At 69.3% G+C, this 14,102-nt stretch carries 13 protein-coding genes; 4 read left to right on the plus strand and 9 right to left on the minus strand.

Annotated features, from left to right (window positions below; translation table 11 throughout):
* Window positions 1-3: 3 nt before the first annotated feature.
* From OXG55_12505 to OXG55_12530, 6 genes are all read right to left on the minus strand, one after another.
* Complete coding sequence (locus tag OXG55_12505; GenBank protein MCY4104058.1) at window positions 4-1,131, minus strand: methyltransferase domain-containing protein; 1,128 nt, start codon at window positions 1,129-1,131, stop codon at window positions 4-6.
* 45 nt (window positions 1,132-1,176) lie between these two features.
* The gene (locus tag OXG55_12510; GenBank protein ID MCY4104059.1) at window positions 1,177-3,219 is read right to left on the minus strand and encodes an ABC transporter substrate-binding protein; all 2,043 of its coding nucleotides are present in this window, start codon (window positions 3,217-3,219) and stop codon (window positions 1,177-1,179) included.
* A gap of 240 nt (window positions 3,220-3,459) precedes the next feature.
* On the minus strand, window positions 3,460-4,479 hold the full coding sequence (locus OXG55_12515; GenBank protein MCY4104060.1) for an ATP-binding cassette domain-containing protein: 1,020 nt from the start codon (window positions 4,477-4,479) through the stop codon (window positions 3,460-3,462).
* Window positions 4,476-5,300 carry an ABC transporter ATP-binding protein gene (locus tag OXG55_12520; GenBank protein ID MCY4104061.1) on the minus strand — a complete coding sequence of 275 codons (825 nt, stop codon included), beginning with the start codon at window positions 5,298-5,300 and terminating at the stop codon, window positions 4,476-4,478. The genes OXG55_12515 and OXG55_12520 overlap by 4 nt, the downstream gene beginning before the upstream one ends.
* Window positions 5,297-6,193: an ABC transporter permease gene (locus OXG55_12525; protein ID MCY4104062.1), complete on the minus strand. Its 897-nt coding sequence runs from the start codon at window positions 6,191-6,193 to the stop codon at window positions 5,297-5,299. Before OXG55_12525 ends, OXG55_12520 begins: the two co-directional genes overlap by 4 nt.
* Entirely contained in the window at window positions 6,190-7,209 is a 1,020-nt protein-coding gene (locus OXG55_12530; protein ID MCY4104063.1) for an ABC transporter permease, read from the minus strand. Before OXG55_12530 ends, OXG55_12525 begins: the two co-directional genes overlap by 4 nt.
* 114 nt (window positions 7,210-7,323) lie before the next feature.
* Between OXG55_12530 and OXG55_12535 the strand changes: the two genes are divergently transcribed.
* A complete protein-coding gene (locus OXG55_12535; GenBank protein ID MCY4104064.1) occupies window positions 7,324-8,274 on the plus strand; it encodes an oxaloacetate decarboxylase in 951 nt (316 codons plus the stop codon).
* A gap of 55 nt (window positions 8,275-8,329) precedes the next feature.
* Window positions 8,330-9,043: an isochorismatase family protein gene (locus tag OXG55_12540; protein ID MCY4104065.1), complete on the plus strand. Its 714-nt coding sequence runs from the start codon at window positions 8,330-8,332 to the stop codon at window positions 9,041-9,043.
* Here OXG55_12540 and OXG55_12545 read toward each other — a convergent pair.
* Window positions 9,003-10,559: an MFS transporter gene (locus OXG55_12545; GenBank protein MCY4104066.1), complete on the minus strand. Its 1,557-nt coding sequence runs from the start codon at window positions 10,557-10,559 to the stop codon at window positions 9,003-9,005. The genes OXG55_12540 and OXG55_12545 overlap by 41 nt on opposite strands.
* A 90-nt stretch (window positions 10,560-10,649) precedes the next feature.
* Window positions 10,650-11,474 carry an alpha/beta fold hydrolase gene (locus tag OXG55_12550; protein MCY4104067.1) on the minus strand — a complete coding sequence of 275 codons (825 nt, stop codon included), beginning with the start codon at window positions 11,472-11,474 and terminating at the stop codon, window positions 10,650-10,652.
* Between the two features lie 83 nt (window positions 11,475-11,557).
* On the opposite strand from OXG55_12550, the gene OXG55_12555 reads away from it, so the two are divergent.
* Together OXG55_12555 and OXG55_12560 are read left to right on the plus strand one after the other, a co-directional pair.
* Window positions 11,558-12,394 (plus strand): alpha/beta hydrolase, encoded by an 837-nt coding sequence (locus OXG55_12555; GenBank protein ID MCY4104068.1) that lies wholly within the window; start codon window positions 11,558-11,560, stop codon window positions 12,392-12,394.
* Window positions 12,391-13,299, plus strand: coding sequence for a polysaccharide deacetylase family protein (locus tag OXG55_12560; GenBank protein MCY4104069.1), 909 nt, complete (start codon window positions 12,391-12,393; stop codon window positions 13,297-13,299). Before OXG55_12555 ends, OXG55_12560 begins: the two co-directional genes overlap by 4 nt.
* A 104-nt stretch (window positions 13,300-13,403) precedes the next feature.
* On the opposite strand, the gene OXG55_12565 is transcribed toward OXG55_12560, so the two are convergent.
* Complete coding sequence (locus OXG55_12565) at window positions 13,404-13,925, minus strand: transglycosylase SLT domain-containing protein (GenBank protein MCY4104070.1); 522 nt, start codon at window positions 13,923-13,925, stop codon at window positions 13,404-13,406.
* Window positions 13,926-14,102: the final 177 nt, after the last annotated feature.

Raw genomic sequence — 14,102 nt, forward strand, 5'->3', positions numbered from 1 at the left:
CTCTCAGGCGGCGGGCTTGTCGGCCGCGTTCACCCAGCGGTTCTCGAGGCGGAACTCCCCGGTGCGCAGCAGCGCGGCGGTGCCCCAATAGTCCGGTTCGTCGTAGTCCAGGGGACCGTCGCTGACGTTCACGAAGCCACGGTCCCCCAGGACGGCCTTGAAGTCCCGGGAGAGGAATTCGTCCCAGAACGCCTCGCCGTTCCCCTCGCAGTCGAAGGACTGCAGGAAGGCGCGCTCCGGTGGCAGGGCCGCGTAGGGGGGCATGTCCAGGAACCGCATGTGGCCGCCCGGTCGCAGGAGCCGGTACGCCTCGGCCATGACGGCGTCGAGAACCTCCGCGCTCAACTCGTGGAGGAGCAGGAATCCGGCGATGAGGTCGAAGCTCCCGTCGGGATACCCGGTCGCGGTGGCGTCCCGCTGTTCGAACGCGATGGCCAGGCCGCGCTCCTCCGCCGTCAGGTGCGCCCAGCGCAGGGCGGCGGCGGAGATGTCGATCCCCGCGACCTCCTCCGCGTCCGGGTAGGCCTCCCGCAGGGCCATCGTGAGCCCGCCGAACGAACATCCCAGGTCGAGGATCCGCCGGTAGTCGCCCGCCGGCGCGCCCTTGGCGAACGCCACGAGCGCACCGGGCGGGCTGCCCGTGTAGCCCGTGCGCCACGCCATGCGGTAGAGGGCGCCGCCCCGCTCGTAGACCGGGCCGACGAGCGGGTCGCCCCAGTAGCCGCCGGGCACGAGGTGGATGTCGTCGAGTCCCTCGCTGTCGCGCTCCGTGTAGTACTCGGGCAACTCCAGGGCGGGATCCAGCACGAGCTGCCCGCGGGGTTCGGGAGGCATGCGGTCCAGAACCTCCGCGAGCCGGCTCGTGTGATCCTCGAGCGAGCGCCTTGCCGCAGCCCAACCCATCTTCTGCGCCTGGTGCTGTGTGGCGGCGGCGAACCGGTAGAGGTGGCCGGGGGCGATGATCGCGCCGGCCTCGTCCATCGTGGCGGGCACGGAGCCGCCCGCGGCCGTTGCGCGCTCGTAGGCATCCAGGATGCCCTTCACGTGCACGGTGTAGTTGTAGCCCCGCAGGCCCTCGAGGTAGTCGAAGTGAGCTGCCTGCTCCTGGGTCGGAGCAGGCAGCTCAGGCATCTCGTCTCCTTGGTTCTCGGGCCCGCGGCGGCTAGGACCTCGCTCCTAGCCGTCCGCCGCCTCGAAGTCCTGAATCCGCACGAGACCGTTGCCGGTGAGCGCCCTTGGCAGTGTCAGGAAGTCGGCGTGGGCGTAGTCGAGGCCGGTCCAGGCGATGGGATGGATCGGGTAGTCCTCGGCGTAGATCCGCTGGATCGTCAGGGCGGCCTCTTCCATCGTGGCGGGATGGATCACGGCCTCCAGGGCGGCGTTCAGCTCGTCGTTGGCGTACCCGAACCAGTTCAGGAACCCGCCGACGCCGCCGTAGATGAAGCCGTAGTAGTTGGCGTCGTAGTAGGCCGGCGTGTCGAGCACGTCCACGAAGAACTGCAGTTCGCCCGTCCTGCCGTACTTGCGGCCGTCGAAGGTGGCCCGTGGCTGCTTCTCGATGGCGAGGTCGAAGCCTGCCTCGCGGAACGAGTTCTGCACCAGGATGGCGATCTCCTCGTCCAGCGGGAGGCCGTCGGCATACGCCAGGGTGAGCGGCGCGTCGATCCCCGAGAGGACCGCCCCGGCCGCCTCGACGTCATAGCCCCGGTAGAACTCGTTGGTGTAGCCGGGCACCGGTGGGATCAGGATCGAATCCCACAGGACGGCATCGCCCTGGAAGACCACGTCGATGATGTCCTGGTAGGGGATCGCCTGAGCGATCGCCGCCCGCACCGCCGGGTCGTCGAACGGTGGATCGTAGGTGAGGGCCAGGAAGGCGCCGGTGGTCGTGAAGATGCGGGTGACCGCCACGCCGTCGGTGGCCTTCGCCTGCTCGACGCCCAGCGTCGTCAACTCGGCTGCGAACGCCACGTCGCCGGCGAGCAGCAGCTGCAGCCGCGAGTTGGCGTCGGGCACGCTGCGCTGGATGACACGCGTCAACGCCGGCTGGGGGCCCCAGTAGTTCTCGCGGGCCTCGAGGACCATCTCGTCGCCGCCGGGCCCGAATTCCAGCACGCGGTACGGCCCGAAGCCTGCCGTGTTCTGGTTGAGCCACTCGTTGGCGTAGGGGTCCTCGTCGGTGGCGTGGTTCTCCTGCAGGTACACGGAGTCGTAGATCGCCAGCCAGCCTGTCCCCAGCGAGGGCAGGAGCTTGTCGCCGACCAGGCCGCTGATCCGGATCGTGTAGTCGTCGATGGTCTCGACCTGGTCGATGCTCGTAAGTCCGGCCACCAGCAGCCAGAAGGCACCGGTGGTCCCCGCCGCCATGGCCTTCTCGAGGGACCAGTACACGTCGGCGGCGGTCATCTCGTTGCCCGCGTCGCTCATCACGCCCTGGCGCAGGTGGAACGTGTAGACGCTGCCGTCATCGGAGATCTCCCAACTCTCGGCGAGCTCGGGCTGGGCCTGGCCGGAGTTTCCGCCTTCGAGGCTGGCGTACAGGGCGTCGCGGTCGGCGGGGATCTCCCAGTTCGTGAGGCTGTCGTAGGTGGCGAAGAAGATACCGACCGACGGGAGGTTGTTCTGCCCCGGCCCGTCGGGGTTGATGGCCAGCACCGGCCCGGCCAGCGCCAGCACGACCTCCTCGGGCACCGCCGGTGCGGCAGCGGGTGGCGGCGGGGGCGGCTCGGGCGCGGGAGCGGGCGGCTCCGGCGCCGGCGCGGGTGCTGCGGCTTCGCGTTCGGCGGCCGCTTGGGCTTCGGCCTGGGCTTCCTCCGCGGCGGCCCGCGCCGAGTCGGCCTCGCTCTGGGCGGCGGCCGCCTGCGAGCGTGCCTCGTCGGCGGCTGCCTGGGCGTCGGCGAGCGCCGCCTCGGCCTCGGCGACGGCCTCCTGGTTGCCCTCGGCGGTGGCCTGCGCCAGGTTGGCTGCGGCCTGGGCCTCTTCGGCGGCGGCGAGCGCCGCGTCCGCCTGGGCGGAGGCCGCTTGCGCGTCGGCGAGCGCCACGTTGGCTTCGGACTGGGCTGCCTGCGCTTCGCCCAGAGCCGAATCGGCCGTGTCCTGGGCGCCATCGTCGGCCGCGCAGGCTGCTGCGAGCAGCGCCAACGTTCCCACGACGGCAATCCAGCCTGCCCGTCCCGACACCCGCCCGCGGCGGATCTTGCTCGACGATCCGGAGTTCATGTTTCCCTCCCCGTGGTTCTGTCCCGAAACGCCGGCGTTCAGACCCGTCAAGGATCGTGTACCCGGAGGTTCGGAGATGACGCCGGAAGGGTAGTCGTGCCGCAAGGGTCGGGCAAAGGGCTGGGCAAGGGGCTGTGAGCGCGAGATCGTTGTATGTGACGGATCCTCGGTCGCGGCGATCGTGTTGCGGGCCGGCGTCACGTAGTCGGGCGGCGCCGGGCGTGGCCTGGGGTTCCGCGCTCAGCCGGCGCCCGAGGACTGCGACGCGACGCTCTCGGGCTCGACGAGGATGCAGGCTGCGGTGTGACCGGGCGTCGCTTCGACCAGGGCGGGTTGCGCGTCGTGGCAGGCGCTCGTGACCAAGGGACAGCGCGCCGTGAAGACGCAACCCCCGGGCCGTTCGGTGCTGCTCACCTCGCCCCGCACGACGCTCGCGGCGGGGGCCACGTCGGGGTCCACCGACAGCTCGGCGCCGATGAGGAACTCGGTGTAGGGGTGCTTGGGGTTCGACAGGACCTCGTCGGTGGGACCGATCTCCACGACTCGCCCCAGGTACATGACCGCCACGCGCTCGCAGACGGCCCGGATCGCCTTCAGGTCGTGGGAGATGAGGACGTAGGTGAGGTTCAGTTCCCGCTGCAGGCTCAGCAGCAACCGCAGCACGCCCTCCTGCACCGACACGTCGAGCGAGGCCGTCGGTTCGTCGAGGATGAGCACCCGCGGCGACGTCGCCAGCGCTCTGGCGATGTTGACCCGCTGCTGCTGTCCCCCGGAGAGTTCGTGCGGGTAGCGGCCCGCCAGATCCGGCGAGAGCGCCACCTGCTCCAGCAGTTCGTGGACCCGTCTCGCCAGGTCCGCGCCCCGCAGGTCGGTGTGCAGGAGCAGGGGCTCGGCGACCGCCTCCCAGACGTGATAGCGGGGATCCAGCGACTCGTAGGGCTCCTGGAAGACGATCTGCATCTCGCTGCGCCACGAGCGGAGCGCGCGAACCGGCGCATCGGTGATGGAGCGGCCGAGCACCTCGATCCTGCCGGAATCAACCGGGGTGAGCCCCAGGATGCAGCGGGCGACGGTCGACTTCCCCGAGCCGCTCTCGCCGACGATGCCGAGCGTCCGCCCGTAGGGGACCGTGAAACCGACGTCCTCAGCGGCCACCACGTCGGGCACGCCGCGCCGGGTACCGAAGGTCTTGTTGAGGCCTTCGACGGCGATGGCGCCGGCGCCACCGCTCACCGTCGAGCCGTGGGATCCGTCGCTCATCGGCCGGCGTCCTGCACTCGCTGCGCGTGCAACCCGCGCAGGTCCGATGCGGCGATGAGGCGTTTGGTGTAGTCGTGCTGCGGCGAGAGCAGGACCCCGCGCATGTCCCCGTCCTCCACGACCCGCCCGTCGTGCATGACCGAGACCGTGTCGCAGTACTGGGCGATGATGCCCAGGTCGTGGGTGATGATGAGAACCGACAGCGACAATTCCGACTGCAGGAAGGCGATCAACTCCAGGATCTGGCGCTGGATCGTGGCGTCGAGGCCGGTGGTGGGCTCATCGGCGATCAGCACCTCCGGATCGCAGAGCAGCGCCGTGGCGATCACGGCCCGCTGCGCCAGACCGCCGCTCAACTCGTGGGGGTACGACCGGGCGATCCGGTCCACGTCGTCGATCCCGACCAGGCGGAGCCGCTCGCGGATCCGGGCGGCGCGCCCCCGCCGGTCCAGGTCCAGATGCGCCTTCAACACGTTGGCCATCTGGGTCTCGATGGTCATCATCGGGTACAGCGCCGTCCGGGGGTTCTGGAACACCATGCCGATCGATGCGCCGCGCAGCTCCCGCAGTTCATCGGCGTCGAGCCCGAGCAGCTCCCTGCCTCCGAGTTGCACCGAGCCTGCGGTGATCCGCCCACCGGGAGGCAGGAGTCCGATGACCGAGCGCGCCGTCATCGACTTCCCCGAGCCGGTCTCGCCCACGAGGCCGTGCATCCGGCCCCTCCGGAGCTCCAGGCCGACGCCGTCCAGCACGGGGGTGACGCCGTCGCGCCCGGTGATCTCGACGCTGAGGTCCCTCGCCACGAGGGCCGGTCCGCTCATCGCAGGTGCACCTCCCGGGCCTGCTCGATCCCCTCGCTGAGCAGGTTGAAGGCGAACACGGCGAACGCCAGGAAGATGCCGGGGAAGATCGAGATCCACCACTGGCCGGTGGTGATGTAGCCGGCGCCTCCGAGGATCATCGAACCCCATTCGGGCGTCGGCACCTGCACCCCGACGCCCAGGTAGGCCAGGCCCGCCAGCGTGAGGATCCCGTAGCCCATCGAGACGCCGAACTGCACGACGGCGGGTCCGAGCGAGTTGGGCAGCACGTGGCGGAACACGAGGCGCGTGGTGGAGTTGCCCAGCGCCACCGCGGCCTGGATGTAGCGCTGCTCGCGGACGGTCAGCACGCGGCTGCGGACCAGCCGCAGGAACACCGGAGCGTTCACGAAGGCCAGGACGAACACCACGTTGGTCAGGCTGTTGCCGCCCAGTGACACCAGGGCGATCGCCAGGATCAGCAGCGGGAAGGCCTGCACGATGTCGGCGAGCCGCATCGAGAACTCGCCCATGAGGCGCCGGGAGAAGCCCGCGGCCACGCCCAACACGATGCCGATCAGCGCGCCGAGGCCCACCCCGAGCACCACGATGGTCAGATCGATCCGCGGGGCGTGGAACACCCGCACGAAGATGTCGAACCCGGAGCGGTCGGTCCCGAAGGGGTGCCGGACGCTGGGCGGCCGCAGCGCCTCGCGCGGGTTGGCGATCTCGGCGCCGAATTGCCAGACCGCCGGGACCACGTAGGCGCCCAGCGCCAGCACGAAGATGATGAACGCACCCCACAGCAGCGGGGGGTTCAGGCTCCGTCGCAGCCGTTTGGCGAAGCCTTCGGCGTGTCTCGGCAGCACGAACTCGAGAGCGGCCTCGTTGCGGGCGTCCGGGGGCGGGTTCACAACCGCACCCGGGGGTCGATGACCCGGTAGAGCAGATCAACGACGAAGAAGATGGCCACCGACAGCGCCCCCGCGACGAGCACGAACCCCTGCACGGCCGGGAAGTCGCTCTGGCGGATGGCGTTGACGGCGTACTGGGCCGCTCCGCCCCAGGAGAACACCGTCTCAACCAGCACGGCGCTTCCCAGAAGCACGCTGAAGAGGATTCCCACGAAGGTCACCACCGGGGGAAGGGCGCCCCGCGTGGCGTACACCCAGAGCTTGCGGTTCGACAGGCCGCAGGCCCGCCCGAAGAGGATGGAGTCCGATGTCAGCGATTCGATGGCGGCCGAGCGGGCCAGGCGGGCGATGGGCGCGGTGAAGATGAGCACCATCGTCATGAGCGGCAGCCAGATGTGGTGCAGGGATGCCCTGAAGGCCTCACCGTTCAGCGTGATCATCGCGTCGAAGAGCGCCGCGCCGGTCACGTCGCGCGGTGCGGGTCCGCCCGGAGACAGCTGTCCCGTGGGGCCGGGGGCGATGTCGAGCTTGAAGAAGAAGACGAACAGCAGGACGAGTCCCAGCCAGAAGTCGGGCACCGAGAGAGCGGAAAAACTGCCGAAGCGGACCGCCCTGTCGCCGCCCCTGCCCCGCCGATGGGCCGCATAGCTGCCCAGCGCCAGACCGAAGACGAGGGCGAAGGCCAGTGCCAGCACGACCAACTCCAGCGTGGCGGGCAGCCGGTCGGCCAGATCGGTCGTGACCGGACGGTCAGTGAAGAGCGACGTGCCGAGATCGCCGCGGACAGTGTCGCCGAGGAAGTCGGCGTATTGAGCACCCAGCGGCTGATCCGTGCCGAGTTGGGCCCGGACGTTGGCGATCACCTCCTCTGTGGCGAAGGAGCCGGCGACCAGATACGCCGGGTCGCCGCCGGCCAGCCGGGTGAGGAAGAAAGTCGCCGTCGCCACGCCGAATAGGATCGGAATCATGAAGAGGATGCGCTTGACGATGAGCCACGCCCATTGCCGCGCCCTCACGACAGTGCCACCCGCACGAGTTGCAACCGTACTCCCGGAGCCCGATGCGCGGGGAAACCGCGCCGGCGCGGCCGCGTCGGTAACCGGCGGCAACCCGCAGGTCCGGCGGCGCTGATGGTCTCCCCGGAGACCGCCGGTTCGGAGACCTCCGGTATCCCCCAGGGGGTCGGGGGGCCGCCGGCCCCATCACGGTGTGCCGCCCTGCGGGCTCTGCTCGACCGACCGCAGGCCACGGTCGTGGTCGGCGCGGTGAACGCCCTCGCGGCCCGCCTGGTGGAGCGGGCGGGATTCGACTGCTGTTTCGTGACCGGGGCTGGGCTCGCCAACTCGCAGTTCGGGCTGCCGGACATCGGTCTCGTCTCGATGACCGAAGTGGTGGACGAGGCCGCCAGGATCTGCGATGCCGTCGATATCCCGGTCATCGTGGACGCCGACACCGGCTTCGGTGGACCGCTGTCGGTGATGCGCACGGTCCACCTGCTCGAGAAGGCGGGCGCCGCCGCCGTCCAGATCGAGGATCAGGCGATGCCGAAGCGGTGCGGGCACTTCGCCGGGCAGCGGCTCGTGGAGCCCGCGGAGATGCTCTCCCGGATCGACGCCGCGCTCAGTGCCCGTGCGGACCCCGACCTGGTGGTGATCGCCCGGACCGACGCTCGCTCGGTGCTGGGCTTCGACGAGGCGATGCGCCGGGCGCGCCTCTACGCGGAGGCCGGAGCCGACGTCATCTTCGTGGAGGCGCCGCGGACGGTGGAGGAGATACGCGGGATTCCCGCCGAGTTGGGGGGCACGCCCGTGCTCCTCAACGTCGTGGAGGGAGGCAAGACCCCACAGTTGCCCCGCGAGGAGTTGCAGGAGATGGGCTACCGGTTGATCCTGCACGCCAATCTGCTGCTGCGGGTCATGCTCAAGGCCGGCGAGGACGCTCTGGCGCATCTCTACGAGCACGGCGACTCTGTGGATTTGGGCGATCGGGTGCTCGGATGGGCGCAGCGTCAGGCCCTCGTGGATCTGGAGCGGTTCGACGACCTCGAGAATCGACTGAGCAATGAATCGATTGAGCAATGAATCGGCCGAGAAATGAGTCAACCGAAATGAGTCGACCGAAAGAGACCGAGACCCCATGAGCAGCCAGACCGAGGATCGACGGTCGTGGCTGGCCTCGATCCCCGGAGACGACCTCGACGTGTACGAGTTGTCGGGATTCGGCGGGGCCTCGGGTTTCGGCGACCATCCCGCGCTGCTCGTCATCGACGTGCAGTACCGCACAGCCGGCGACAGGCCGGTGCCGATCCGCGAAGCGATCACCACCATGTACCCGACGGCCTGCGGCGACAGGGCGTGGGCGGCGATGCCGCACATCGCCCGGCTCCTCGGCGCGGCGCGGGAGGCCGCGATCCCGATCGTCTACCCGTACGTCGCACCCAAGAAGGCCGTCGACGCGGGGCGCTTCGGCAGCATCAACCCGGCCATCACCTCGATCAGCGAGCGGGGCTACGAGTTCGTGGCCGAGGTGGCGCCGGAGGAGGGAGACGTGCTGCTTCCCAAGCGCCACGCCAGCGCCTTCTTCGGAACGGCTCTGGTGAGTTACCTCGTGGACTTCGGGGTGGACACGGTGATCCTCGCCGGCTGCACCACGAGCGGATGCATCCGGGCCACCGCCGTGGATGCCTTCTCCTACAACTTCCGGACGATCGTCCCCGAGGAGTGCGTGTACGACCGCATCCAGGCGAGCCACGACGTGGGGCTGTTCGACCTCGATGCCAAGTACGCCGACGTGCTGCCGGCGGCGGCGGTCATCGATCGGCTCCGCGGACTGACTCCTCTGTCGCACTGACGGCCGCGGAGGGCTCCCGCTTCGGCCTCAGGACGGCGATAGCCAAGACGGCCGCCGCGGCGATCGCGGCGAGCACGATCAGGGCGGCCTGCCCGACCGCGGTGGTGAAAGCCTTCTCGCCGGCGATCTCGTAGAGCACGGCGTCCGCTTCCGAGACGCCCGGCGGTGCCGCACTGCGCCCCAACGCCAGGTCGGTGGTGATCTCGGCGGGCACGTCCGGGTCGAGCCCGTCATCCCCCAACAGGGAGCGGTAGACGCCGCCGACCCGCGAGGCGACGAGCGAGCCGATGATGGCGATCGAGAGGAGCTGGCCGAGCTGGATCGCCACGGTGTGCGCGCCCGAGACGATCCCGCCGCGGGATGCGGGCGCGGCGCTGAGCGCCAGATGCAGCGAGACCGCCGGGAACACCGACATGGCGCCCCCGACCAGCGCCAGGGCGATGCCGACGACGGGGTACGGCGACATGGGGGTCATCCGGGAGACCAGCACGAGGCCGGCCACCTCCAGCAGCACGGCCGACCCCAGCATGCGGCCGAAGCCGAACCGCTCGAGAAGGCGCATGGCGAAGGGGGAGATCAGGGCGGCCACGACGCCGAACGGCATGAACGCGGCGCCCGCCACCAGCGGCGAGAACCCGAGTATGCCCTGTAGGTAGGTGATCACGAAGAACATCGTCCCGACCACCGAGACGATCGCCAGCAGCATGATGATGAGGCCCGCAGCGAGGCGCCGGCGGTCGATCCCCACCTCCGGGCGCGAGCCGGCCCCGCGGCGCAGGGCCGCCGTCATGAGCGCCAGCACCCCCAGGCCTCCGAGCACCCGCCACAACACCGGGCCGGAGCCCCAGCCCTCCTGGCCGGCGCTGATGAGGCCCCAGATCAGCAGGGCCAGGCCGACCGAGCCCGCAAGACTGGGCAGCACCCGCAGGTCGGTCGCGGTCGGCGGCGCCGGATCCTCCCGCACACCGATCAGCACCGGCACCAGCGCGGCCAGTGCGAAGCCGCACGACAGCCAGAAGATCGACCACCACGGCCATGCCCGCAGCAGGAGCCCGCCGATGAGGGGGCCGATCGCCGAGCCCCCGAGCGCACCGGTGAACCACAGGCCCAGCGCGACGTTGAGCGGCCGCCCGGCGGGCAGGTGCACACGCAGCAGCGCCACGGAGGCCGGGAAGGCCAGCGCCGCGCCGGTGCCCGACACCGCCCGCAGGCCGATCAGCAGTCCCATGCTGCCGGCGAAGGCGCTGCCGACCGTGCCGGCGATGAAGAGCGCCAGTCCGCAGCGGAGCATCAACGAGGTGCCGAAGCGGTCCGTCAGCCCGCCCCCCAGCATGACCAATGCCGCCAAGGGAAGGAGGAATCCCGAGAACATCCACTGGGTTGCCGACAGGTCGGCGCCGAGCGCCTCGGCGATGGTCGGCGCTCCCAGCAGCACCGTCGCCTGGTCGAGATTCAGGACGAGGCTGGTGAGTGCTCCTGCTGCCATCACCCACCAGTGGGATCGTTCAGCTGTCATGCGCGGTCAGGGCGCCCGCGGGGCTGATCACCTGGACATCGCCAGCAGTCTGGAGCTCGCTGCCGGGTCGGGATGCACGCGCGGGGCTGGTCACTCTCCCTCGATGCGGTCCACGAACGACATCACGGCCTCGGAGAATTCCCTCGGGAACTCGGGCACGACGGCCACCCAGCCGCGGATGTTGGGCTCGGGGCCGGGGATCTCGACGTACTCGCTGTGGGGGATCGCGGCGTGCGCCTTCACCGTGTAGGAGTACAGAACCTCCTCCTCCACGTTGAGGACCAGGACCGGGCACTGCAGTTGGGGGTACGCCGCGTAGTGGTCGTACTGCACGACGGCGACGTAGGTCCACCAGTAGTTCGGGCCCGCCTGCAGCTTGGCGATGAGCTCTCGCAGGTATGTCTCACCGTCGTTCTCGGTCGCGAAGTGGGCCACGTAGTCCAGGATGTCGTTCGCCAGGAACTCGCCCTTGCCGTCGGGCACCCAGCCCGACTTCAAGTCGTCACGAGACAGCCAATCGTCGCGCTCCTCCTGGTCGTCCACGGCGAGGATCGGTGCGATCACGAGTGATTTGACCCGCTCGGGAGAGTTGGCCGCCACGTCCACCGCGATGCTGGCGCCCGTGTGGAACCCCACGATGTTTGCCTGCTCGTACCCGAAATGGTCCAGCAGGCCGATGACGGCCTGGGAGTAGTAGGGGATGCCCTCGGTCGGCTGCTCGGCCGGATGGTCGGACATCCCGAACCCCGGCGTATCCATGGCGATCGTGTGGTAGCGCTCGGCGAAGTAGGGGATCGCCCGCAACCACATGACCGAGCTGCTGGCGGTCTGGTGCAGCAGGATCAGCGGGGGCCCCTCGCCGGCCTCGACGTAGTGAACCTGTCCCACCGCGGTGTCGGCGTACCCTCGCCTCATCAGTACCCCCTCGCAACAGTCCGGGTGCAGGACGTGGGGTACAGTACCCCGCGCACCGGATGCCGGTGGCGGAGGGAATCACGATGCTGGAAGCGGAGGGAACGAGCCGCAGGCTCATCAGTACTCGTCACGGCCATGTGCACATGCGCAGCAACGGCGAGGGCGATCCACCGCTCGTGCTGCTGCACATGGGCCTCTCGTCGGGCCGCATGTACCGCCACATCACCCCTCGGCTGTCCGCCGGGCGCCGGGTGGTCGTGCCCGACCGTCTCGGGTTCGGGTGCTCCGATCACCCGCGGCCCGGCCTGTCCCTGGGTGACTATGCCGACTCCACGATCGACGCGCTCGACGCCATGGGGATCGGCCAGTTCGACGTTGCGGGTGTCCACACCGGTTCGTGCGAGGCCATCGATCTGGCGGTGCGCTACCCGGACCGGATCCGGCGGATCGCGGTCGTGACCGTGCCGGTGTTCTCGCCGGAGGAGATCCCGCAGTACAAGGACAACTACCTGCACGAACCGAGGCCCGATGCCGACGGCTCGCATCTCGACTGGTACTGGCGCTGGTGGCGCGACGGCGGCTTCGGCGGCGCGGCCGAGCGCTCGCGCGCCTGGTCGCCCGACCTGCTGCACGAGTTCCTGATGGATCATCTGGGGGCGCAGCCCGATCCCTGGATGACGTACCACGCCGTCTTCGACCATCCGACCGGCGAGTTCGTCTCGAAGATTCGCCAGCCCTTCTTGGTAGTCGACGTCCACGACGATCTGACCACCCAGACCGCTCGGGCGATGCCGTTGCTGCCGGCTCACACCCAAGTCGTCTCGCGACCGGATCTCACCGACGTGCTGGAGCTCTTCACAACCGCCGCCGATGAGATCGCCGAGCACTTCGAGGGGTTCTTCGAGGAGGTTCTCCCGTGAAGCTCCCGATGAACGACCGCTACGACTACGTGTCGATCAAGGACCGCGTGCCCTACGACTGGCCCAACGGCACCCGTCTCGCCGTGTGCCTGTCGAACAACGTCGAACACTTCGCCTACAAGGCGGGTATGGGTCTGAACGATTCGGCGGTGAGCGCGCCCGCCGACTACCGGAGCTATGCCTGGCGGGACTACGGCAACCGGATCGGCATCTGGCGCATGTTCGACGTATTCGACGAGTTGGAGATCCCGTGGTCGCACAACGTCAATTCGACGGTGATGGAGCTCTACCCCGACATCGTCGCCAAGATCATCGAGCGCGGCGACGAGATCATCGCCCACGGCCGGACGAACTCCGAACGCAGCGACGGCCTCTGGGAGCCCGACGAGGCCCGCCTCATCGCCGAGACAACCGAGGCCATCACCGAGTACTGGGGCCGCCGGCCGAGCGGCTGGATGGGGCCGTACATCGCCGAGTCGGCCGTCACCAGCGACCTGCTCGCGGAGGCCGGCTACAAGTACACGCTGCAGTCCCCCTGCGACGACCAGCCGATCTGGCTCAGGACCAGGTCGGGCCCGTTGCTGAGCATCCCCTACCCCTTGGAACTGAACGACGTGGGCGTCTACGTCCGGCGGCATCACCCTGCGCCGGTCTTCGCCGAGATGATGATCGATCAGTTCGACGAGATGCTCCGCCTCGCCGACGAGCAGCCGCTGGTGTACTCGGTCTCGCTGCACACTTTCCTGGTCGGCCAACCGTTCCGCCTGAAGTACCTGCGCGCCGCCCTCGAGCACATCGCGGCGCGGCGTGACGACGTGTGGCTGGCAAGACCCGAGGACGTCGCCGTCCACGTGATGGGCCTGCCGGAGGGCACCGTCCCCGGAAGCAGCCCTCAGGCCGGCTGAGTACCGGGCCCCGGCAACCCAGGAGGTGACCTCGACGGGGGTCCGAACGGCTGCGGTTCGGGCGGCTCGAACCGCCTGGCTGTGGCCGTTAGGAAGAGAGATTGCTAGGCGCTGTGCTCGTGGTGGCGGTGGGGGCAGATTTTACTCGATGCCCAGGAGTGCCAGCCCGAGAGATCGGGATCGTTGACGAGCAGGGCTGCGGCGCTGATGTTGACGGCCGGATCGAGGTACGTCTCATCGTCGCGCCCGAACCACTTGACCATGCGCTCGTGGTATTCCGACCCGATCCACCAGTCGGAGTTGATCTGCATCAAGCCGAACGAGCCGCGTCCCGGGTCGTCGGGATTGGTGCTGCCGGGGTCGCCGCCCGACTCGTAGGAGATGATGCACAGCGCCGTGGAGGCATCGACCGGGTCGAAGACGGCGCACACCGTCGGTTCCCACCGCAGCACCGCCTCGGGTTCGACGATCTCGCTGAGCACGGGGGTTCCCTCGAGGCACGAGGTCTCACCGCCGGCCGGGGAACTCTCCAGGAACTGCAGGTAGGACCGGAGGCCGGCAACCTCCGACGGCGAGCACCCCAGCACTCCGAGCGATGCGCACAGGCCGAGGACGAGCGCGACCATGCGGCGGGTAGCGAATCGACGCCGGACGAGCACCGCCACAGGCTAAGCACGCGGTCGAGAGGACCGTCACACGAAGTGCTGTGACATATGTCAAACGCACCACCGAGTGGAAATTGTCAAGCACTCGACGGATCGGCTAGAAACTCAGGCTCCGGAGACGGAGACACGCATATGGGG

This window comes from bacterium, assembly GCA_026708055.1.
Lineage (GTDB): Bacteria > Actinomycetota > Acidimicrobiia > Acidimicrobiales > CATQHL01 > VXNF01.